The 21,166-nt window shown below is 34.3% G+C and carries 18 protein-coding genes and 2 tRNA genes; 12 read left to right on the forward strand and 8 right to left on the reverse strand.

Features of this window, described 5'->3' with window-relative positions; translation table 11 throughout:
• Positions 1 to 52 precede the first annotated feature (52 nt).
• The 4 genes from mutS to BM024_RS04520 all read left to right on the forward strand — a co-directional run bounded on the left by mutS (position 53) and on the right by BM024_RS04520 (position 3,909).
• Positions 53 to 2,650, forward strand: a complete 2,598-nt coding sequence (mutS, locus tag BM024_RS04505; RefSeq protein WP_090678262.1) for a DNA mismatch repair protein MutS — start codon at positions 53 to 55, stop codon at positions 2,648 to 2,650.
• A 585-nt stretch (positions 2,651 to 3,235) separates the two neighbouring features.
• Positions 3,236 to 3,308, forward strand: a tRNA-Gly gene (locus tag BM024_RS04510).
• A gap of 16 nt (positions 3,309 to 3,324) precedes the next feature.
• A tRNA-Leu gene (locus BM024_RS04515) sits at positions 3,325 to 3,410 on the forward strand.
• A gap of 109 nt (positions 3,411 to 3,519) precedes the next feature.
• Positions 3,520 to 3,909, forward strand: a complete 390-nt coding sequence (locus BM024_RS04520; RefSeq protein WP_090678263.1) for a hypothetical protein — start codon at positions 3,520 to 3,522, stop codon at positions 3,907 to 3,909.
• Between the two features lie 156 nt (positions 3,910 to 4,065).
• On the opposite strand, the gene clpX is transcribed toward BM024_RS04520, so the two are convergent.
• From clpX to BM024_RS04560, 8 genes are all read right to left on the reverse strand, one after another.
• Positions 4,066 to 5,307, reverse strand: a complete 1,242-nt coding sequence (gene clpX, locus BM024_RS04525) for an ATP-dependent Clp protease ATP-binding subunit ClpX (RefSeq protein WP_090678264.1) — start codon at positions 5,305 to 5,307, stop codon at positions 4,066 to 4,068.
• A 4-nt stretch (positions 5,308 to 5,311) separates the two neighbouring features.
• A complete protein-coding gene (clpP, locus tag BM024_RS04530; protein ID WP_090678265.1) occupies positions 5,312 to 5,971 on the reverse strand; it encodes an ATP-dependent Clp endopeptidase proteolytic subunit ClpP in 660 nt (219 codons plus the stop codon).
• A gap of 86 nt (positions 5,972 to 6,057) precedes the next feature.
• The gene (gene tig, locus BM024_RS04535) at positions 6,058 to 7,383 is read right to left on the reverse strand and encodes a trigger factor (protein ID WP_090678266.1); all 1,326 of its coding nucleotides are present in this window, start codon (positions 7,381 to 7,383) and stop codon (positions 6,058 to 6,060) included.
• Between the two features lie 109 nt (positions 7,384 to 7,492).
• Positions 7,493 to 7,840 (reverse strand): phage holin family protein, encoded by a 348-nt coding sequence (locus BM024_RS04540; RefSeq protein ID WP_090678267.1) that lies wholly within the window; start codon positions 7,838 to 7,840, stop codon positions 7,493 to 7,495.
• Positions 7,841 to 7,860: 20 nt separating this feature from the next.
• On the reverse strand, positions 7,861 to 9,444 hold the full coding sequence (locus BM024_RS04545) for an SGNH/GDSL hydrolase family protein (protein ID WP_090678268.1): 1,584 nt from the start codon (positions 9,442 to 9,444) through the stop codon (positions 7,861 to 7,863).
• A gap of 18 nt (positions 9,445 to 9,462) precedes the next feature.
• Positions 9,463 to 10,710: an OmpP1/FadL family transporter gene (locus BM024_RS04550; RefSeq protein ID WP_090678269.1), complete on the reverse strand. Its 1,248-nt coding sequence runs from the start codon at positions 10,708 to 10,710 to the stop codon at positions 9,463 to 9,465.
• 310 nt (positions 10,711 to 11,020) lie between these two features.
• On the reverse strand, positions 11,021 to 11,794 hold the full coding sequence (locus tag BM024_RS04555; protein WP_245753858.1) for an alpha/beta fold hydrolase: 774 nt from the start codon (positions 11,792 to 11,794) through the stop codon (positions 11,021 to 11,023).
• On the reverse strand, positions 11,794 to 12,507 hold the full coding sequence (locus tag BM024_RS04560) for a pyridoxine 5'-phosphate synthase (RefSeq protein ID WP_090678270.1): 714 nt from the start codon (positions 12,505 to 12,507) through the stop codon (positions 11,794 to 11,796). The genes BM024_RS04555 and BM024_RS04560 overlap by 1 nt, the downstream gene beginning before the upstream one ends.
• A 90-nt stretch (positions 12,508 to 12,597) precedes the next feature.
• Between BM024_RS04560 and BM024_RS04565 the strand changes: the two genes are divergently transcribed.
• The 8 genes from BM024_RS04565 (at position 12,598) to murI (ending at position 21,146) form a co-directional block, all read left to right on the forward strand.
• Positions 12,598 to 13,257, forward strand: coding sequence for a CBS domain-containing protein (locus tag BM024_RS04565; protein ID WP_090678271.1), 660 nt, complete (start codon positions 12,598 to 12,600; stop codon positions 13,255 to 13,257).
• Between the two features lie 52 nt (positions 13,258 to 13,309).
• Positions 13,310 to 14,194 carry an NAD kinase gene (locus BM024_RS04570; RefSeq protein WP_090678272.1) on the forward strand — a complete coding sequence of 295 codons (885 nt, stop codon included), beginning with the start codon at positions 13,310 to 13,312 and terminating at the stop codon, positions 14,192 to 14,194.
• Positions 14,195 to 14,318: 124 nt separating this feature from the next.
• Positions 14,319 to 15,008, forward strand: a complete 690-nt coding sequence (gene porG / locus BM024_RS04575) for a type IX secretion system protein PorG (RefSeq protein ID WP_090678273.1) — start codon at positions 14,319 to 14,321, stop codon at positions 15,006 to 15,008.
• A gap of 3 nt (positions 15,009 to 15,011) precedes the next feature.
• The gene (locus BM024_RS04580) at positions 15,012 to 15,752 is read left to right on the forward strand and encodes an isoprenyl transferase (protein ID WP_090678274.1); all 741 of its coding nucleotides are present in this window, start codon (positions 15,012 to 15,014) and stop codon (positions 15,750 to 15,752) included.
• Between the two features lie 10 nt (positions 15,753 to 15,762).
• Positions 15,763 to 18,417: a BamA/OMP85 family outer membrane protein gene (locus tag BM024_RS04585; RefSeq protein WP_090678301.1), complete on the forward strand. Its 2,655-nt coding sequence runs from the start codon at positions 15,763 to 15,765 to the stop codon at positions 18,415 to 18,417.
• 39 nt (positions 18,418 to 18,456) lie between these two features.
• Positions 18,457 to 19,734, forward strand: a complete 1,278-nt coding sequence (locus BM024_RS04590; RefSeq protein WP_090678275.1) for an OmpH family outer membrane protein — start codon at positions 18,457 to 18,459, stop codon at positions 19,732 to 19,734.
• A 41-nt stretch (positions 19,735 to 19,775) separates the two neighbouring features.
• Complete coding sequence (locus tag BM024_RS04595; RefSeq protein WP_090678276.1) at positions 19,776 to 20,291, forward strand: OmpH/Skp family outer membrane protein; 516 nt, start codon at positions 19,776 to 19,778, stop codon at positions 20,289 to 20,291.
• 72 nt (positions 20,292 to 20,363) lie between these two features.
• A complete protein-coding gene (gene murI, locus BM024_RS04600; protein ID WP_090678277.1) occupies positions 20,364 to 21,146 on the forward strand; it encodes a glutamate racemase in 783 nt (260 codons plus the stop codon).
• Positions 21,147 to 21,166 lie beyond the last annotated feature (20 nt).

Below are 21,166 nucleotides of genomic sequence, written 5' to 3' on the forward strand. Positions count from 1 at the left end.
AGATTCCAAAATCTATAGTTATATTTGTGTTTTATAATTTTTAAATATACTTATGGCAGCCAAAGCAACCACTCCAAAAGAGACACCTTTAATGAAACAATACAACGATATTAAGCGCAAGTATCCAGATGCATGCCTGCTTTTTAGAGTTGGAGACTTTTATGAAACTTTTGGAGAAGACGCCGTTCGAGCAGCCAAAATACTAGGCATCACACTTACCAAAAGAGGAGCTGGATCATCTAGCGAAACAGAACTTGCTGGTTTCCCCCATCACTCCATCAATGTCTACCTACCTAAACTAGTCAAGGCTGGATTAAGAGTGGCGATTTGCGATCAATTAGAAGATCCAAAAACCACCAAAGCACTGGTTAAAAGAGGTGTTACTGAATTGGTCACCCCTGGAGTAGCTCTAAATGATGAAGTACTAACCGCAAAAAGCAACAACTTCTTAGCAGCATTGCACTTTGGAAAAAAAGCTATTGGAATTGCTTTTTTAGATGTTTCAACAGGAGAGTTTTTAACTTCAGAAGGAAATGAAGAATACATAGATAAACTTTTACAAAATTTTAGTCCTAGTGAAGTCTTAGTTCAAAAAAACACAAAGAATCATTTCCTACATGCTTTTGGACCTAACTACAACCTTTTCTACCTAGATGACTGGGTTTTCAAAGAAGACTTTGCTTTCGAATCACTTACTCAACACTTTGAAACGAAATCCCTAAAAGGTTTTGGAGTTGAAAGTTTATTAGAAGGAATTATAGCGAGTGGGGTAATTTTACATTATTTATCAGAAACGCAACACACTAAAATACAACATATAACAAACATCCAAAGAATTGCAGAAGACGCATATGTTTGGATGGATCGTTTCACTATTCGAAATCTTGAATTATATCATAGCGCCAATCAAAATGCCATCACGCTTTTAGATATTATTGACAAAACGAACTCTCCTATGGGAGGTCGTTTACTAAAACGTTGGTTGGCATTACCTCTAAAAATAGAATCAAAAATTAAAGAGCGTCACGAGGTAGTTACGGTACTAACTTCTAACAAGGAACTACTACAAGGATTTCAAAATCAGATAAAACAAATATCGGATTTAGAACGCTTGGTTTCTAAAGTTGCCATAGGTAAGATTTCTCCAAAAGAATTCCTTTATCTCAAAGAATCTTTAGATGCGATCATTCCAATAAAATCAGAGGCCCAACAAAGTAGCAATACCTCGTTAAAATCGATTGGAAAACAACTGCATGACTGTGAATTACTTCGAGAAAAAATTGCAACAACCATACACCCAGAAGCTCCAGTATCTATCTCTAAAGGAAATGCTATTGCAACAGGAATCAACATCGAGCTTGACGAGCTAAGAGCCATTTCAACGTCCGGAAAATCATTCCTAGACGAAATGGAAAAAAGAGAAAGTGAAAAAACAGGGATACAATCGCTAAAAATCGCTTTTAACAATGTATTTGGCTACTACATCGAGGTAAGAAATACTCACAAAGATAAAGTACCACAAGACTGGATTCGAAAACAAACTCTAGTCAATGCAGAACGCTATATTACAGAAGAACTAAAGGAGTATGAAAACAAAATATTAGGTGCAGAAGAGAAAATAGCAAAACTTGAGAGTACTTTATATGAAGAGTTTACTTTATGGTGCGCACAATACATTAAACAGGTTCAAGATAACGCAAACCTAATCGCTCAAATAGACTGTTTAAATTCATTTGCTCAATTGGCTTTGGACAACAATTATGTTCGCCCTGAAATTGACGATAGTTTTGTTCTAGATATTAAAGACGGGAGACATCCAGTTATTGAAAAACAACTTCCTCATGATGTACCCTATATCACTAATGACGTGTTTTTAAATAACGAAAACCAACAAATCATAATGATAACCGGCCCAAACATGTCAGGTAAGTCTGCAATATTAAGGCAAACTGCTCTTATTGTTTTATTAGCACAAATGGGGAGTTTCGTTCCAGCAAGTTCTGTAAAGATGGGATTAGTTGATAAAATATTTACACGAGTAGGAGCATCTGACAACATCTCCATGGGTGAATCAACTTTTATGGTAGAAATGAATGAAACCGCTTCCATATTAAACAACATATCAAACCGAAGCTTGGTGCTTCTTGACGAAATCGGAAGAGGAACCAGCACCTATGACGGTATTTCTATAGCATGGGCTATTACTGAATTTCTTCATCAACACCCTGCAAAACCAAAAACATTATTTGCAACCCATTATCACGAACTGAATGAAATGCAAGAACAATTTGAAGGAATTAAAAACTTTAATGTTTCTGTAAAAGAACTTAAGGACAATGTTCTCTTCATAAGAAAGCTTGTTCCCGGAGGAAGCGCACATAGTTTTGGAATACATGTTGCAAAAATGGCAGGAATGCCACAAACCGTACTTCTGCGCGCTCAAAAAATGCTAAAACAACTTGAGCGCTCTCATAGCGGAAATGTTGAATTAAAACCATTAGAAGAAGAATTACAGTTAAGTATTTTCAATATAGAAGACCCTTTATTGGAAACTATTAAAGAAGAAATTGGTTCTTTAGATATTAATACTCTTACTCCTATCGAAGCACTCATGAAACTCAGTGAATTAAAAAAGCTACTCGACAAATAAAATATACTAACAAGACTAACAAAAACCTCATAAGCACTTTTCACTTATGAGGTTTTTTTATTTACTGTTTAAAATTTCTTTAAAACTAATGTCACTTAAAGCCTAATCTTCCATTTAAAAACACCTTCTGTTATCGAAAACAACACCAAAAACCAATGTTTTTCAAACTATTTTCACCCTTTTAAAATTATTTCCTACCATTTATTAAGAGTTTCTAGCTTAAAAAACATCTTAAGACAGCCTAATCTCTCTATTATATCTTGAAACTTATTGCTGAAATCGAGTTTTTACAAAATATTTAAAGCTTCTCTATACCACATTTCAAGTAATACAAACAAAACTTGCATTCAATTTCAAAAAAAACACATTTGTTTCCACCTACAAATCAAGCTCTTAAAAAAAATATTGAATTTTATTCCTTGAAGACGTTGTTTTGTTCGAAAAAGCTTCTATATTTGCACTCGCAATACAGAAGTAAAGCACGTTCTTTAAAAAAAAATATTTTACAAAAGCTTTGCAAAAAAGAAAAACATTTCTAACTTTGCACTCGCTTCTCAGAAAGAAACATTCTTAAAGAGATTAAACGCGAAAATAGCTCAGTTGGTAGAGCGCAACCTTGCCAAGGTTGAGGTCGCGGGTTCGAACCCCGTTTTTCGCTCAACATAAAAGTATTTGCTCGAGTGGTGGAAGTGGTAGACACGCTGGACTTAAAATCCAGTGAGCAGTAATGTTCGTGCGGGTTCAAGTCCCGCCTCGAGTACAAAAATCCTAAACAGTTTTGTTTAGGATTTTTTTTTGCCCTATCCCAAGGGTGCAGTTCCAAAAAATCAGACAAACAAATAACACCTAATACTTGTATTTTAAATAATATGAGCGCATTCGTCATTAGCCTCAAAGAAAACGGCAAATTCAAATACACCTTTAATTCTAGAAAAGGAAACACAGTTCTCACTAGCATGGAATACACCAGCAAGGAAGCCATTCATGGGACCATAAACTTTTTAAAACAAAACATCGACAGAGTAGCATTCTATAAATTCAGAACACCAAGTGGAAAGTTCTTCTTCAAACTTGCTATCGAAGACAATATTTATGCCACTAGCAGAAAATTCAATACAGAACTTCGGTTTCAAAAAGGTATAGAAGAAGTTGAACGAAGATTCTTAGAAGCAGAGATACTCGATTTCACTAGCGACGTATTCCCAGACCTAGCCGACGTATTCCCCACCACTGCCGTAAAAGCCATAGACCAACTTTAAGCCAATATCCTCTGCAATCAATACATAGGCCTCACTCAATACATAATGTCGCTAAAACCCCCTTTATTCACCTTAACAAGCACAAAAACTCAATCACGCATTAAAACATAAAAAAAGGACCGAGATAATCTCCGTCCTTTTTTTATGTTTAAAAACTTAAGATGCCGCCTGCAAGCGTTGCATCAAATTTTTATTTAAAGCATTCTGTGTATATTCCAAATCAACACAAAACTCTTTAACCTCTGTCTGACTAGGTAATTCATACATTGCATCAGTTAAAATAGCCTCACATAAAGACCTCAATCCACGAGCCCCAAGCTTATACTCTAGAGCCTTATCAACAATACAATCCAATGCTTCATCCGTAATTGTAAATGCGATACCATCCATCTCAAACAACTTCTCATACTGTTTTATAAGCGCATTCTTAGGCTCCGTTAAAATAGCTCTTAACGTCTTTCTATCTAAAGGATCCATATGAGTCAACACCGGAAGACGCCCAATAATTTCCGGAATTAATCCAAAATCTTTCACGTCTTTCGGTATAATATATTGCATCAAATTCTCTCTATCCAACTGCTCATTCTCTTTTGAAGAACCATACCCAACAGCTTGAAAATTCAATCGCTTAGAAATTATACGTTCAATACCATCAAAAGCCCCACCAGCAACAAATAAAATATTTTTTGTATCAACCTCTATAAACTTTTGATCAGGATGTTTCCTTCCTCCTTTTGGTGGAACATTTACAATACTACCCTCTAAAAGCTTCAATAAAGCCTGCTGCACCCCTTCACCAGAAACATCTCTAGTTATAGACGGATTATCTCCTTTTCTTGCAACTTTATCAATCTCATCTATAAAAATAATACCTCGCTCTGCCTTCTCCACATCATAATCCGCAGCTTGCAATAATTTAGTCAAAATACCTTCAACATCCTCCCCTACATATCCCGCTTCTGTTAATACAGTTGCATCCACTATAGCCAAAGGAACATCCAACATACGAGCAATAGTTTTCGCCACCAACGTTTTACCTGTACCAGTCTGACCAACCATCAAGATATTACTCTTTTCAATCTCAACCGCATCATCATCTTGCTCCTTTTCCTGCAACAGTCGCTTATAATGATTATAAACAGCAACAGACATCACTTTTTTTGTTTGTTCTTGACCTATAACGTAGTCATCTAAAAAAGAGCGAATCTCCATCGGTTTTCTCAACAAAAGCTCCTTCGACAAATTCTCAAACTCAACACCTTCTTCTTCCTCAATAACAATCCCATAAGCCTGCTCCACACAACGATCACAAATATGCGCATCTACACCTGCTATCAAAATACTTGTATCTGACTTAGGACGTCCGCAGAACGAACATCTCATTTCTTCTTTTGCCATTTAGTTATTCTCTAATTAAAACCTCATCAATCATTCCATAAGCCTTTGCCTCATGAGCTATCATCCAGTAATCACGATCACTATCATGATGAACCTTCTCCATAGTCTGTCCTGAATGCTTTGCAATAATTTCATACAACTCATCCTTCAACTTCATTATCTCTCTTGCAGTAATCTCAATATCTGACGCCTGCCCTTGAGCCCCTCCTAAAGGCTGATGTATCATCACTCTCGAATGTGGCAATGCCGACCTTTTACCAGCAGCACCAGCACAAAGCAAAACTGCCCCCATTGAAGCTGCCATACCAGTACAGATAGTAGCTACATCTGGCTTAATAAACTGCATAGTATCATAAATACCCAAACCAGCATACACCCCCCCACCTGGAGAGTTTACATAAATACTTATATCCTTTGAACTATCAACACTTTCCAAGAAAAGTAATTGAGCCTGAATTATGTTTGCCACATAATCATCGATTGCCGTTCCCAAAAATATAATTCGATCCATCATTAACCTCGAAAACACATCCATAGAGGCAACATTCATCTGACGTTCTTCAATTATATAAGGAGTCATACTACTTACAATCTTATCATAATACATACTATTAATACCATGATGTTTAGTAGCAAACTTTTGAAATTCTTTACCGTAATCCATAATTACTTTTTTAAATTATATGAAAAAATAAGCGCCTTTCTGAAAAATCAGAAAGACGCTCAAATATAGTTATTTTTTTAAAAAGATTATTCTCCGTAAAGCTCCTTAACGAAATCTTTGTATGGAATCTCCTTAACTTTAGCTTTTACTTTATCATTGAACAATGCTAACATTTTCTCATTCATAACCTGTTCAGAGATACGTTTCATTTCATCTTGATTAGATAAAACTCTACCAACAATGTTCTCTACATCTGCATCAGAAGGATCTGCTTGTCCAAACTGAGCCATTTGCTGTTTGATTAATCCAGTAGTGTATTCTTTGATTTCTTCAAAATTTAATTGAAGATCATTCGATGTCATAATCTTACCTTCAATCAACTGATAACGCAAACCTTTTTCTGATTTTTCATATTCTTCTGCCGCTTCAGCTTCTGACATAGGAGTATCACCAGCAGTTTGTAACCATTTTTTCAAAAATTCAGAAGGCAAATCAAACTCAGTAGACTCAATCAAATGCTCCAATACGTCATTCATGAATTTTTGATCAGCTTGAGTAGCAAATTGCTTTTCTGCATCCTCTTTGATTTTTTCTTTCAACTCTTCTACTGAAGTTACTTTTCCTTCACCAAACAACTTGTCAAAAAATTCTTGATTCAACTCGGCTTTCTCAGTAACATTGATTTCATTTATTGTAAAAACCACATCGATTTCCAATCCGTGAACAGCATCATGATCCAACCCTAAGTACTGCATCAATTTATGTTCATCATCAAACAATCCTTTAGTATTTACAGTTACTTGATCTCCAACTTTTTTACCAATAAATTTCTTTTGATTCGTTTTTGTTCTAAAAGCAGTTACTGGGATAGTAACTTCACTGTTAACCCCAGCTTCTTCATTAACAAAAACACCTGCCATTTCATCTTCTTCCGAAACTACATCTTTAGAAACTAACTTTCCGTATTGTTTTTGAATATGCTCTATTTGCTCATCTAGCATTGCATCGTCAGCAATCACAGTATATTTCGTGATTTTATTTTTCCCTTCTAAATCAACAGTGAATTCAGGAGCAAGCCCTAATTCAAAATCAAATGAAAGCACCTCAGCATCCCAATCAAAATTCTCATTTAGAACTGGTAGAGGATTTCCAAGAATATCCAACTTTTCTTCTACAAGATAATTGTTTAGTTTGTCTTGCAAAATCTTATTAACCTCTTCAAACAATACAGCTTTACCATATTGTTTTTTAATCATCCCCATTGGAATTGCTCCTTTTCTAAACCCAGGAACATTTGCGTTCTTTTTGTAATCAGATAGAACCTTATCTACATTACCTTGATAATCTTCTTTTGCAAGCTCAATAGTAACAATTGCATTCAAAGCATCTACATTATTTCTTGTGATATTCATTTTAAGAGTTATTTACATAATAAAATTGGGTTGCAAAAATAAATTATTTTTACAACCCAACCAAGTTTTTAACTGTTTGTATTTCAATTAATAGAAAAGTTTTATAATTTTAAGCTTCTTTCTTTTGAAACATTCCGTTCACAAGCGATTGAACAAAGGTTAAAACAATACTAAACAGCAAAGCAGTCCAAAATCCTGAAACATGGAATCCTCCAACAAAGTAGGCAGCTAACATTATTATCACGGCATTTATAACAAACAAGAACAATCCTAATGTAATCACTGTTGCTGGTAATGTCAAGAAAATCAATATGGGTTTTAAAAACATATTTAAAATCCCCAACACCACAGCTACCCACAATCCTGTTGTAAAGCTGTCTATTGTAACACCTGGTAAAAAATTCGCTAACAAGACCACAATTACAGTAGTCAACAATAATCTAATTACAAATTCCATAACATTTTTATTTAAATTAATTAGTTACTCGGTAATAATGTAGGTCCTGGATAAGCTCCTGGATTCACTAAAGGAATTTTTGCATTATAATGTTTGTTAATTACATGCAAGATTTCAGTAGCAACAAAAGCATATCCCCTCGCATTTGGATGAACCCCATCCAACGAGAACATCACCTTATTCAAATTACCCAATCCTGTAAAATAATCTGCCGTATAAATCTGTCCATCTGCAACTTTTATACCAACTACAGCTTTGTTCAAAATAGCATTCATATCTGCAACCGCAAGGTTTTTATCAGCAGCTACCGATCTGACAATATTATTAAAGGCAATAGTAGCTGTTTTTACAGTACTTTGCTCCACTTGATTCAATACAAATTGATCTCCTATAGGGTACGTAACTCCTTTAACGTTCAACATATCAATTAATTCTACACCGGTAGGTTCAAAAGCAGCTGCTCCAATTTGAGCTTTACTCGTCAAAAGCATTAAATCTTTGGCTGTTGCATGTCTAGCCTGACCATATGCATTTGCTATAAAATCTATAGCACTTTGAGGCAATCCTAACCCTGCATTAGCTAAAGCAACTTTCAAAACTGGAGCCATATCTACCAATCCCTTATCTTGTATCAACAAAGGATTAGGTGTATTTTTCGACAACAACTGAAGCCTATCTCCTTGTCCTTGGCTTCCTAATATTTGTTTAAACAACCCAATGAATTGATTTAATGCATCTACTTTTTCAGGTCCTCCCAAAAGTTCCACAGTAATCGGATTATAAGGAACCGTTGTAAAGAAAGGAATTGAAGTTACATCTGGAATAGTAGCCACCACTCCTTTTGCTCCATTAGCCGTTAAACCATCAACAATCTGCTTATAAGCCACACTAAACAATCCTGGATCTGTAATATCATTCCCACCATAAGTTCTCGGATCTGGATTCCCTACTCTATCAACACCTTCCCCTCCTGACGTAGCATAAGACAACACATCATTTGCTCCAATCCAGTTTGTAAAAAAAGTAGGCTTCATACTCATCGCATCTTCCAAAACCGACGCCGAAGGTTGGGTTGCATGTCTAACAAAATATGGGTTAGCCGTCTTATTTGCAACACCTGCTATATCACCATACCCCTTTAGCAACAAATGAAAAACTTTTGCATTGGGCACCCCCATATTATTATAAGCTCTCGCTTGCAATTTTGACACTTCAATAGTAGGTGTACCTTTTATATTTTCTGGAGAACTAGTCGCCATATTCATAATCAATCGAGTAGACACACCTGGTATTTGATTTCCCCCTAACAACAATCCTCCAACATTCGAAATATCATCTTCAAAAGACGGTTGTGTAAAAGAGCCGCCACCAACAACTTCGAATTGCTTGGCTAAAATATTCGGAAAAGAATATTGCTGCCCCGACTTAAATATAGTTCCATCCATAAATCCAGAAGTCAATGAATTCCCCACTGCAACATATACAGAGAAATCTGCATCTCCGTTCGTATAAGTATCTGCATTTATCTCATTATCGAACGATGGCTCACATGACACTAAAGCTATAACAAAAAGTGGCAACGCATAAATATATCTTTTTTTCATAATATTTACTTTTAACTATTAAAAACTATAAGATAATCCTAGTCCTGCAGCAAAGACACTTGAAAGATAAGTCCCTCCAAACGAAACAGGATTCCCATCTTCCATGTAATAATCATATGAATTATTGGTCTCACTAAAATGCAAGTAAGAAACCACAAAGTCTACAGCGAACTTATTAGCAAAAGTATAAGTAAGCCCACCTGTATAAGCACGTGAATCATTACGCGGAGTTTCTGGTGCGAAATAACCATCTTGTACAGGACTCTCATCATAATACCATCCAAGCCTAAAATCCCATTTATCATTAGCTGCATATTGCATTCCTAAACGATATGTACTAGAGTCTTTATAATTTCTTGGATTAACTGATGTCCCAATTGCAGGATTATCAAATTCTATAACTAGAGCATCATAGGCCCTCCAATAAGTCCTATTATAATCAAAGGCAAACAACCACTTGTTAAATTCATAAGAAGCCCCCACAGTTAGTTCAGCAGGTAATGGCATCGAAGCTTTAATACCGCCATCTACAAACATATCTTTTCCAAAAGCGGGAACATCATTAAATTTGGCTTTACCCTCATCTGCTTTCATAATTATTTCAGAACGATAATTCAATCCCATTCTAAAATGTTCATCCAAACTCACCAAGAATCCTGCAGTATACCCCCAAGCATGAACACCCTTCGCTTCGATAGTAACATCTGTTCGGTTTCCAGATTCATCAGTCATACTACGAGAAAGGTTTCTATTAAACTCCACTCCTCCGTTGACATAAATAGGTCCTCCTCCAAAACTAAAATGATCTCCTATTCTGACAGCTATGGTAGGCTGAAAGTATATGGCCTTCAAATCTATATTATTTACCAAATGAGACCCTTGCCAATCCCGGTCCCATTCAACAGCACTTCCATATGGTGAATAAACAGCTAATCCTGCTGTCAACCAATCAGTGATTTTAGCTGAACCATAAACATAAAATGGTGTACCTATATTCTGGGTGCTATTTTCCCAATTATATGTTTCATTTTGAAACTTTGTATCAGCAACAAGTGCTGTCATTCCTGCTGAAAAATTAAACCTATCTTCCAAATAAACAGAAGCAGCTGGGTTAAAAAACATAGTTTCTGCATTTCCAATTACAGCAACTCCTGTGTGTCCCATCGCTAACTGTCTTTGACCTTGCATACTAATGCGGTATCCACCTGCAAAAGCACTTGATGCCACTAAAGAGATCATTGCTAATGAAATTATCCTTTTGACCATAATTAATAGTTTTTTATATGTTTGTTAGTATCAAATTTAAACTTTTATAAGTATTTCACAAGTTTTTTCGTATTTATTTTCAACAATCCTATAGTGAAAAAACACAAATACACACTCAGAAAACGAACTTTCATTCTGATCAAAATTCCAAAATAAAGAACCTTAATAATAGAAAAACAATCGTCTTTAAATAAAGAAATCAAATTATAGATAGCTCAAAAACAAGATTAAAAAAAAAGGTCAGAATTTCTTCCGACCTTTTTCCTTTATTAAAGATAAATTTATAGCATATATTTTTTAAAAGCATCTACTACAGCGCTAAAAATCGCACCACTTCACTAAAAAAATCTTTTGGATTTTCCGCATGCAACCAATGTCCCGCATTTGCAATTTCAACTAAAGATGAATTCGGAAAATGTTTTAATATTAGCTCCTCATCTTTGCTCTGAATATAATTTGAATTAGCTCCTTTTAAAAATAACGTTTGTCCTTCAAAACTCATTTCTGCAGGCAATGCTTCTCCTATGACTTCTTGACTATCGACAAACGCTTTTAAATTAAATCTAAACCCCAATTGTCCGGGTTCCACCCAATACAAACTCTTCATCAAAAACTGTCTTGTTCCCGAATCTGGCACATAAGCACTTAACACTTCGTCGACCTCAGCTCTAGACGGTTTTAAAGAAAAATCAATCGCACTAAGACCTGCCAAAATCTCTTGATGATGTGGTGCATATTGTCTTGGTGAAATATCAGCTACAATCAGCTTACTTACTCTTTCAGGATAACTCACCGCAAATTGCATAGCTACTTTACCACCCATTGAATGACCTAACACAACAGCCTCTTCCAATTGATTCGCATCCATATAATCTTTAACATCCTGAACCATATCAGTATACGTAAAAGCATCAGAATGAAAACTTCTTCCATGGTTTCTCATATCCAACATGTGAACCTCAAACCCCTCTTCGGCAAATTTTATTCCTAAACTTTTCCAATTGTCTGACATACCTAAGAAGCCGTGAAGAATTAAGAATGCTTCTCCACTACCTTCTACTTTCGAATACACCATTTCTTTCATTATTGCATTTTTCTTATATACATATTTACCACATTCTCTATTCCTAAATAAAGAGATTCTGCGATTAGTGCATGCCCAATTGACACCTCTAATAAGTTTGGAATATTATTTTTAAAGAACTCAATATTATTTAAACTTAAATCATGTCCCGCATTAATACCTAACCCCAATTCGTTTGCTAAGACAGATGCCTCAACATAGGATTCAATCCCTCGCTCGTTACCTAAACTATATTGAACTGCATATTCTTCTGTATACAACTCTATTCGATCAGCTCCAGTTTCCTTTGCACCTTCAATCATACTTAAAACTGGGTCAACAAAAATAGAAGTTCTTATACCTTTGCTTTTAAATTCTTGAATAATCTCCTTCAAAAAACCTTTATGTTTTATAGTATCCCAACCCGCATTTGAGGTTAAAGCATCCACAGCATCAGGCACAAGTGTAACCTGAGTGGGGTTTGTCTCAAGTACAAGATTCATAAAATCATCAACAGGATTCCCTTCAATATTATATTCTGTATAAACTACATTGACCAAATCACGAGCGTCTTGATATCGAATATGTCTTTCATCTGGTCTTGGGTGTATAGTTACACCCTGTGCTCCAAAGCGTTGAACATCTCTAGCTACTTGCAGTAAATCTGGCACATTACCTCCTCTAGAATTTCTTAGTGTAGCTATTTTATTGATATTAACAGATAATTTTGTCATTTCATTAATTTTTAAAAACAAAAATACGAAGTATTATTAAGGTCTATTGGTATATTTTTGATTATTTTGCAGTCTGAAAACCCTTTAACAATGAAAGACGTCACGTATTTATTACAGAATCAAATCCCTGTAGTTGATTCCCACACTACCGTGGCAACTCTTTTAAAATATATAGAAAAAAACAATTTCTCACACTTTCCTATTGTAGAAGACGAATTATGGATTGGAAATATAGCCAAAGAGGATCTTATATTAGAAACCAACAATACTTTATTAGGGGAACTTAAAATGAATTTCCAATATTTCTCAACCGAAAAATCTACGTACTGGGCACTATTATGGGAGAATTTCATGCACAACAACAGCAATATAATTCCTGCGATTGATAAAAATCGCAAGTTACTTGGTATTTATCGTAAAGAAGACGTCTTAGGTTTTTGGGACAATATACCGTCATTTATAGAAAAAGGAACTACTATTGTTATTCAGAAATCAAGTATTGAATATAGCTTTAGTCAGATATGTCAAATTATCGAATCCAACAATGCCAAATTGCTTTCTATATTCATAATCTCATTTGAGAACAATTTCTGCAATATACTAGTTAAAACAAATGGTTTAAATAATACTGAGATAATACAAGACCTAAGAAGATTTGATTATGAAATCATTTCAAAACATCTTGAAGATAGTTTTCAGAATAAAATCTCAGACAACTCAGAATACCTTCAAAAATACTTAAATATTTAAAGTTATTACCCTTTAAATTATTTATAAAGAATACAAAAACAAAACAAACTATATGAAATTCGCCATTTACGGACAAAGCTGCAAACCAATTACACAAGATATAATTGATCGTATTTTTAGAGTTTTCGACAAACATCAATCAGAAGTGATTTTTGAAGAGGAATTTTACAAATTACTTTTAGAAAACACTATTATTTCCGATTCTTATCAAACTTTTAATAGCCACAAAGGTTTAGATGAATCAATAGATTTTTTCATAGGAATAGGAGGAGACGGAACTTTACTACGCGCAGCGAATTATGTTAAAAACAAAAACATACCTATTATTGGTATTAATGCAGGAAGGCTAGGTTTCCTTGCCAATGTACAACAAAATGCAATTGAAGAACTACTTCCTAAACTGTATACTGGCCATTTTAGACTATCAAAACGTTCTCTTTTGAGTCTAAATTGCACTCCAGATCAATGCACTATTTTTGATTTGAATTTTGCTTTAAATGAGATAACCGTTTCAAGAAAAAATTCAACATCCATGATAACTATTGAAACGTATTTGGACGGTGAATTTCTTGCTTCATATTGGGCTGATGGTTTAATAATTTCTACCCCTTCTGGCTCCACTGGTTACTCTCTTAGCTGTGGAGGCCCAATCATAGCTCCTGAAACGGGTTGCTTTGTAATAACACCACTTGCTCCCCACAATCTAAATGTAAGACCTTTAGTCATCCCAGATCAAACCGAAATAAGAATGAAGGTTTCCACAAGAGAACCGCAATTTTTAATCTCTTTAGATTCTGGTACCAAAGCAGTAGATAATGAAACCGAGATTTTAATATCAAAAGCACCTTTTACCATTAACATGGTTGAATTCCCAGAACAAAGCTTCATCAAAACACTAAGAAACAAACTTTTATGGGGAGAAGATAAAAGAAATTAGATATAGCGAATAATTTTAAACCACTTATCTCGTTTACCATCATAACTAGAAGATATTTTTTTAATAAAACCTTAAAAAACATTTTTAATTCTCTATATTAGTATATTTGCAATTATTTTAACAAATGAAAAAGACCATTCTAACCCTTATAGCAACATTAAGCATTGGACTTGCAAAGGCACAAATCCATGAGATAGGGATTGGTCTCGGAGGTTCTAGCTATGTTGGAGACATTGGCTCTACTAATTACATTTCTCCAAAGGACCTAGGTTATAACTTCACTTACAGATGGAATAAAAGCCCTAGGCATTCTTATAAAGTTAGTTTCACACAACTAAAGATATCAGGTGATGACGCCAAGTCTGGGATGGGAAGTAGACGAACGAGAGACTATAGCTTCACAAACAACATTAAAGAATTGAGTTTAGGATTAGAATTCAACTATTTTGAATTTGACCTTCATCAACCAGACTTTGCTTTGACTCCCTTTCTTTATGTAGGAATTAGCGGACTACAATTCAATGAACTATATTTTAAAAACAATAAACTGATAGAAGACAAGGAAAATAAAAAATACGGATTAGCCATTCCTTTTTCTGCTGGAGTAAAAGCTAGAATTGCTCAGCGCTTTATTATTAGCGCAGAATTAGGTGCTAGATATACATTCACAGACAATTTAGACGGTAGTAAACCTAACTTTGATGACTCGGAAAAATATTCGTTTGGCAATAAACAATCAAATGATTGGTACTTTTACAGTGGTATCACATTAACATATACTTTTGGAAAAAACCCTTGTTACTGCACCCCATAATACATGAATTTAAAAGATCAACTACAACCCAATAAACTACCTAAACATGTGGCCATCATAATGGATGGAAATGGAAGATGGGCTAAACTCAAGGGCCTATTAAGAACTATTGGGCATGAAAGCGGAGCAAAAAGCGTAAGAACTACAGTTAAGTCATGTGCTGAATTAGGTATTGAAAACCTAACCTTATATGCTTTTTCAACAGAGAATTGGAACAGACCTAAACTAGAAGTCGATACATTAATGAAATTATTAGTAAAATCTTTAAAGAAAGAACTAAATACTTTCATGAAAAATGACATCGCATTAAATGCTATCGGTTCTTTAGAAAAACTTCCTGAACCGGTCCATAAAGAGCTTCAAAGTGTCATTGATGCCACAAAAAACAATAAAAGAATGAGACTTACATTAGCTTTAAGTTACGGAGCTAGAGAAGAGATAATTCATGCCGTTAAAGAAATTGCATCTAAAGTTAAAAATAACTTAATTTCTGAAGACAATATTGACGAATCAATTATTAATAAGCATCTTTACACGCATAATTTGCCTGATGTTGACCTTCTTATTCGCACTAGTGGCGAGCAACGCATAAGCAATTTCTTATTATGGCAAATTGCTTATGCTGAACTTTATTTTACAGAAGTATTATGGCCAGACTTTACGGAAGACCATTTATATCAGGCACTACTAAATTATCAAAACAGAGAAAGAAGATTTGGAAAAACAAGTGAACAAATTAAATAATCCCATTATAATGTTTCAAAAAGGCATCAAAACTCTTTTTGTCCTAGTAAGCTTAGGTGTATATAGTTTAGCTAGCGCCCAAGAAGAACAAAATCACTTCGAATCACCTAAAAAATACGTTTTAGGCGACATTCAAGTTACTGGTAAGGTGAATTACAATCCACAAACAGTAGTTACTTTTACAGGACTTAACAAAGGACAAGAGATTACAATTCCTGGTGAGGAAATTTCGGATGCTTTAAAAAAGCTATGGAAATTAGGTTTTTTCAAAGACATAAACATATACGAAACCTCCATTAATGGAGATACCATAAATTTAGAACTAGCTTTAAATGAGTTACCTCGTTTAAATGAGGCTAAAATCAAAGGTTTACGTAAAGCTAAGACGGAAACTATTCTTAAAGAAAGCAAGTTAACTAAAGGTAAAATTGTAAATGAAAATTTAATTACTACCACCAAAAACTACATTCTTAATAAATATAGAAAGGACGGTTTTTACAATACTAAAGTAGCTATTCAAACCATTCCTGATTCTACAGGAAGAAGAGTAGATATGGTTTTGAGCATAGATAAAGGTAAAAAAGTACGTATTTCTAAAATCAACTTCGAAGGAAACGAGCAGCTAACTGATCGTACTCTAAAGAAAGCGATGAAGGAAACTAAAGAAAGAAGTCCTCTTAATCCTCTACGTATTTTAAAATCTTCTAAATTCATACAGAATAAATATGAAGAAGACTTAACCAAATTGGTTGAAAAATATAAAGAAAATGGATACAGAGATGCTCGCGTAATAGTAGATTCTACCAAATTCAATCCTAAAACAAATAGAATTGCCATTAATATAGACGTTCAAGAAGGACGAAAATATTATTTTGGAGATATTAGATATCTTGGAAATACAGCTTACACCAACAGACAACTTAATCAGATTCTAGGAATCGAAAAGGGTGAGGTATATAACGGTGTGTTATTAGAAAAGAGAATCGATGACAAAACAAACCCAGACTCCTATAACATATCAAATCAATATCAAAATAACGGATATTTATTTTCAAATATAACTCCTGTAGAAGTTCGTACAGCAAATGATACGATTGATTTTGAAATTAGAATTATGGAAGGGCCTATTGCCAAATTCAACAACATTACAGTAGTTGGGAATGACAAAACACACGACCACGTTATCTACAGAGATTTAAAAACTAGACCAGGCGAAACATGGAGTAAGGCACAAGTTATGGAAACAATTCGTAAACTAGCATCACTCCAAATATTTGACCCACAAGCAATCAATCCTGAGATTAAAAATGCAGATGCTGCATCAGGTACTGTAGACGTAGAATGGCAAGTAGTTGAAAAAGGATCAAGTCAAGTAGAGCTTCAAGGTGGATACGGTGGAGGTGGTTTCATTGGAACCCTTGGTTTATCATTTAACAACTTTTCTGTTAGAAATCTTTTCAATAAAGAAGCATACAAACCTTTCCCTATGGGAGATGGGCAAAAAATGGCACTTCGTCTTCAAGGAAGTACTTATTTTCAAACGTATAGTTTAAGTTTTACAGAGCCTTGGCTGAATGCAAAAAAACCGTTGAGTTTCTATGGAACAATTGCTCATAGTAGGCAAAATCTTTATGATTACTATTCTAGAGATGTCGACAGAAGTAAAGGTTTTAACATAACCACTTTATCATTTGGAGTTGGAAAACAATTGTCTGTTCCAGACGATTTCTTCACTTTATATCACACTATTAGTTTCCAATATTATGATATGAAAAACTATAATACAGGATTATTTACTTTTGGTGATGGGGCAGCAAGAAACCTTGCTTATGAAATTGAACTAAGAAGAGACAATAGAGGTATCGACCCTATTTTCCCAACCTTTGGTTCATATTTTAGTGTAAGTGGTAAATTCACTCCTCCTTATTCTTTATTTAATAAAGTTGATTATAAAAACTTAGAAAATTTAGAGGAATACAAATATCGTTCAAAAGGGAGAGTACATCCAGAAACTGGTGTTCCAATTCCTGATGGATCTTATATCAATGCGCAAGGTATTCCAGTTCAAGATTACAGAGATGGTATAGCTGATCAAGGAAAAGTAGATCAAAAACGCTTCAATTGGTTAGAGTATTACAAACTTAAATTCAAAGGAGATTGGTACACTACAATCTACGATAAACTAGTATTGAGAACAGGAGCCGAATTTGGTTTTATGGGAGCGTACAATAATGACAGAGGTATAGTTCCTTTTGAGAGATTTTATTTAGGAGGTGACGGATTAGCAAACTTTTCTTTGGATGGACGTGAAGTTATCCAATTAAGAGGGTATGAAAATCAGACATTAACACCTTTAAACGACCGAGGAGAACAAATTGGTGGTACTATATACAATAAATTCTCTGCTGAATTACGTTATCCTATTACATTAAACCCAAATGCCTCTGTATTTGTATTAACTTTTGCCGAAGCAGGATCTGCTTTCGACTCTTTTAAAGGCTATAATCCATTCAATATGCAACGTTCTGCAGGTTTAGGAGTACGTGTGTTTATGCCAATGTTTGGAATGCTTGGAATAGACTTTGGTTATGGTTTCGACGCAGCTCCAGGACAAAATCAAAAGAGCGGTTGGCAGCCACATTTCATACTAGGGCAACAGTTTTAATGTCAAATGGCATAAAATTGAATTTGATTAGGTAACGTTATGAAATTAGCAATTACTACTTTAGTAAGTATTTTTTTTAGCATCACAACTTTTGCACAAGCAGGAAGTGCTCGTGTTGCTTATATAGACATGGAGTACATTTTAAAACGTACTCCTGAATATATTGAAGCAACCATGCAATTGGAAAACAAAGCCAATCAATGGAAAAACGAAGTTGATGCTAAAAAAGCTATTATAAAAGAACATAAAGACGAATTGGCAGCTGAACGAGCTCTTTTAACTCGTGAACTAATTGAAGAAAGAGAGGAAAACATCAACATCCTTGAAAAGGAACTAGTAGATTATCAACAAAAAATATTTGGTACTAATGGCGATTTAATTAATCAAAAGATTATGCTCGCTAAACCCATACAAGACCAAGTGTTTGCAACCGTTCAAGATATAGCCGACGCTAGAAAATACGACTATGTATTAGATAAATCCTCAGAAGCAACTATGCTTGTTGCTAAAAAACGGCACGATATTAGTGATTTAGTTATACAGAGAATGGTTCAAGCCAAGAGAAGACAAAATCTTTCTGGAAATCAAGTTGAATTGTTAGAGGAACAGGATCGTCAAAATGATATAGCAGAAGTTAGACGTGAACGTAGAGAAGCACAGGAAGCTAAAAAGAAAGCATTTGAAAAAGAGCAAAAAGATTCAAAAGCGGAAAACACTGCAAGCAATGATTTAAACGTTGAAAAACAAAAAAAACTAGCAGCTCAAGAATTGCTTAAAAAGAAACAAGAAGAAATAGAGAACGAACGCAAGAGAGTTCAAGATGAATTAAAAATAAAGCAAGAACAATTAGAGCTAGAAAAACAAGCTAAAATTGAAAAGCAAAGATTGGAGATAGCTGAAAAGCAGAAAGCAATTGAAGAACAAAAAATTCAGCAAGAAATAGCAAGAAAGAAACTTCAACAAGAAAAACTCGAAGAAATACAACGTCAGAAAGACGCCGCTGAAGCAGAACGTATAAAACGTCAAGAAAAACTAGAGAATGAAAAACAAGAAAGAATTAATGCTTTACAAAATAAAAACAAAAGCGAAAATTCAGTAGATTTAGAAAAAATTAAAAAAGAAAGAGAAGAGTTCTTTAAACAAAAGCAAGCTGAGATTCAAAAGAAAAAAGATGAAGCTCTTAAAGAACGATTAGAAAAAATAGAAGAAATAAAGAAAGCACAAGAAGCAAGACGTCAAAAACAAATTGAAGAGCAAGAAAAGCGAAAACAAGAATTAGAACGATTAAAAGAAGAGCGTCTTAAACAAGGAAAATAAAACAAAAACAAATAATATTATAAAATCAAAAATCAAGTAAAATGAAAAAAGTAAAATCTTTATTAATTGCAGCAGTGTTATTTTTTGGAGTTAGTCAATCAAACGTTATGGCTCAGTCAAAAGTGGCTCATATCAATGTTCAAGAGCTAGTAACAGAATTACCTGAAATGAAAAAAGCTGGTGAAGACTTGAAAAAAATTGGTGAAAATTACGAAAAGGACTTTTCAACAATGATGACAGAATATCAAAATAAAATCAAGAAGTACCAAGATGAAGCTGCAACAGCAGGTGATATAAAAAACCAAGAAAGAGCAGCTGAAATCGAAGAACTACAACAAAGACTTCAACAGTTTCAAACTACAGCTCAACAAGACTTACAGAAGAAAGAAGTTGAGTTAACTCAACCAATATTTGAAAAAGCTAGATTAGCAATTCATAAAGTTGCGAAAGCACAAGGATTTGATTATGTATTAGACTCTACTATTGGTTCAGGTGTTATTATGGCAGAAGGAACCAATCTATTGACTGATGTTAAAAAAGAATTAGGAGTAAAATAATTAATTTACTTATCGTACTATTTATTAAAAACTGCTCGTCTACTTGATGAGCAGTTTTTTTTATATTTGCATATGCGAAACAGACAACCAATAGGACTTTTTGATTCAGGTATAGGAGGCACTTCGATATGGAAGGAAATTCATACTTTATTGCCCAATGAAAACACCATCTATTTAGCGGATAGTCTTAACGCTCCATATGGGCAAAGAAGCAAAGATGAAATAATTAGTCTTTGCTTTAAAAACATAGATCTACTTATTCAAAAAAACTGCAAACTAATTGTCGTTGCTTGCAATACAGCGACTACTAATGCAATTAACGAAATAAGAGAATACTATAATAGCATTCCAATTATAGGAATCGAACCAGCTATTAAACCTGCCGCATCCTTAACTAAGAATTCTAAAATAGGCATATTAGCTACCAAAGGAACTATTTCAAGCGACTTATTTGCTTCAAAGGTAAAATCCTATACTAATGTAACGATATACGAGCAAATAGGCTATAATCTTGTTCAACTGATCGAAACCGGCCAGATTAATAGTCCTCAAATGATTGAGCTATTAAATTCTTACCTGCAGCCTATGGTTCAGAAAGGTATAGACACTTTAGTACTTGGATGTACTCATTACCCCTATTTAAAACCTATTATCGAAACTTTAATACCAAAATCCATAATAATTATTGATTCTGGTAAAGCAGTTGCTAAACAAACAAAACATATTTTATTAGAATCTGAACTTTTATCCGATTCAACCAATATCGGTACCTCAACTTTTTATACAAATACTAACCCAGAGATACTAAAAACTTTTACACCATCAGATAGCATAATAGAATTTCTCGATTTTTAGTTTATCATTTATCTTCTTAG

Source organism: Myroides guanonis (assembly GCF_900114085.1).
GTDB lineage: Bacteria > Bacteroidota > Bacteroidia > Flavobacteriales > Flavobacteriaceae > Flavobacterium > Flavobacterium guanonis.

Coding starts and splice junctions, on each gene's coding strand:
- clpP (WP_090678265.1), bottom strand. CDS start 5,971: ATGGATTACGGTAAAGAATTTCAAAAGTTTGCTACTAAACATCATGGT.
- clpX (WP_090678264.1), bottom strand. CDS start 5,307: ATGGCAAAAGAAGAAATGAGATGTTCGTTCTGCGGACGTCCTAAGTCA.
- BM024_RS04540 (WP_090678267.1), bottom strand. CDS start 7,840: ATGGAATTTGTAATTAGATTATTGTTGACTACTGTAATTGTGGTCTTG.
- BM024_RS04570 (WP_090678272.1), top strand. CDS start 13,310: ATGAAATTCGCCATTTACGGACAAAGCTGCAAACCAATTACACAAGAT.
- BM024_RS04595 (WP_090678276.1), top strand. CDS start 19,776: ATGAAAAAAGTAAAATCTTTATTAATTGCAGCAGTGTTATTTTTTGGA.
- BM024_RS04555 (WP_245753858.1), bottom strand. CDS start 11,794: ATGAAAGAAATGGTGTATTCGAAAGTAGAAGGTAGTGGAGAAGCATTC.
- murI (WP_090678277.1), top strand. CDS start 20,364: ATGCGAAACAGACAACCAATAGGACTTTTTGATTCAGGTATAGGAGGC.
- BM024_RS04545 (WP_090678268.1), bottom strand. CDS start 9,444: ATGAAAAAAAGATATATTTATGCGTTGCCACTTTTTGTTATAGCTTTA.
- porG (WP_090678273.1), top strand. CDS start 14,319: ATGAAAAAGACCATTCTAACCCTTATAGCAACATTAAGCATTGGACTT.
- BM024_RS04590 (WP_090678275.1), top strand. CDS start 18,457: ATGAAATTAGCAATTACTACTTTAGTAAGTATTTTTTTTAGCATCACA.
- tig (WP_090678266.1), bottom strand. CDS start 7,383: ATGAATATCACAAGAAATAATGTAGATGCTTTGAATGCAATTGTTACT.
- BM024_RS04585 (WP_090678301.1), top strand. CDS start 15,763: ATGTTTCAAAAAGGCATCAAAACTCTTTTTGTCCTAGTAAGCTTAGGT.
- BM024_RS04580 (WP_090678274.1), top strand. CDS start 15,012: ATGAATTTAAAAGATCAACTACAACCCAATAAACTACCTAAACATGTG.
- mutS (WP_090678262.1), top strand. CDS start 53: ATGGCAGCCAAAGCAACCACTCCAAAAGAGACACCTTTAATGAAACAA.
- BM024_RS04565 (WP_090678271.1), top strand. CDS start 12,598: ATGAAAGACGTCACGTATTTATTACAGAATCAAATCCCTGTAGTTGAT.
- BM024_RS04560 (WP_090678270.1), bottom strand. CDS start 12,507: ATGACAAAATTATCTGTTAATATCAATAAAATAGCTACACTAAGAAAT.
- BM024_RS04520 (WP_090678263.1), top strand. CDS start 3,520: ATGAGCGCATTCGTCATTAGCCTCAAAGAAAACGGCAAATTCAAATAC.
- BM024_RS04550 (WP_090678269.1), bottom strand. CDS start 10,710: ATGGTCAAAAGGATAATTTCATTAGCAATGATCTCTTTAGTGGCATCA.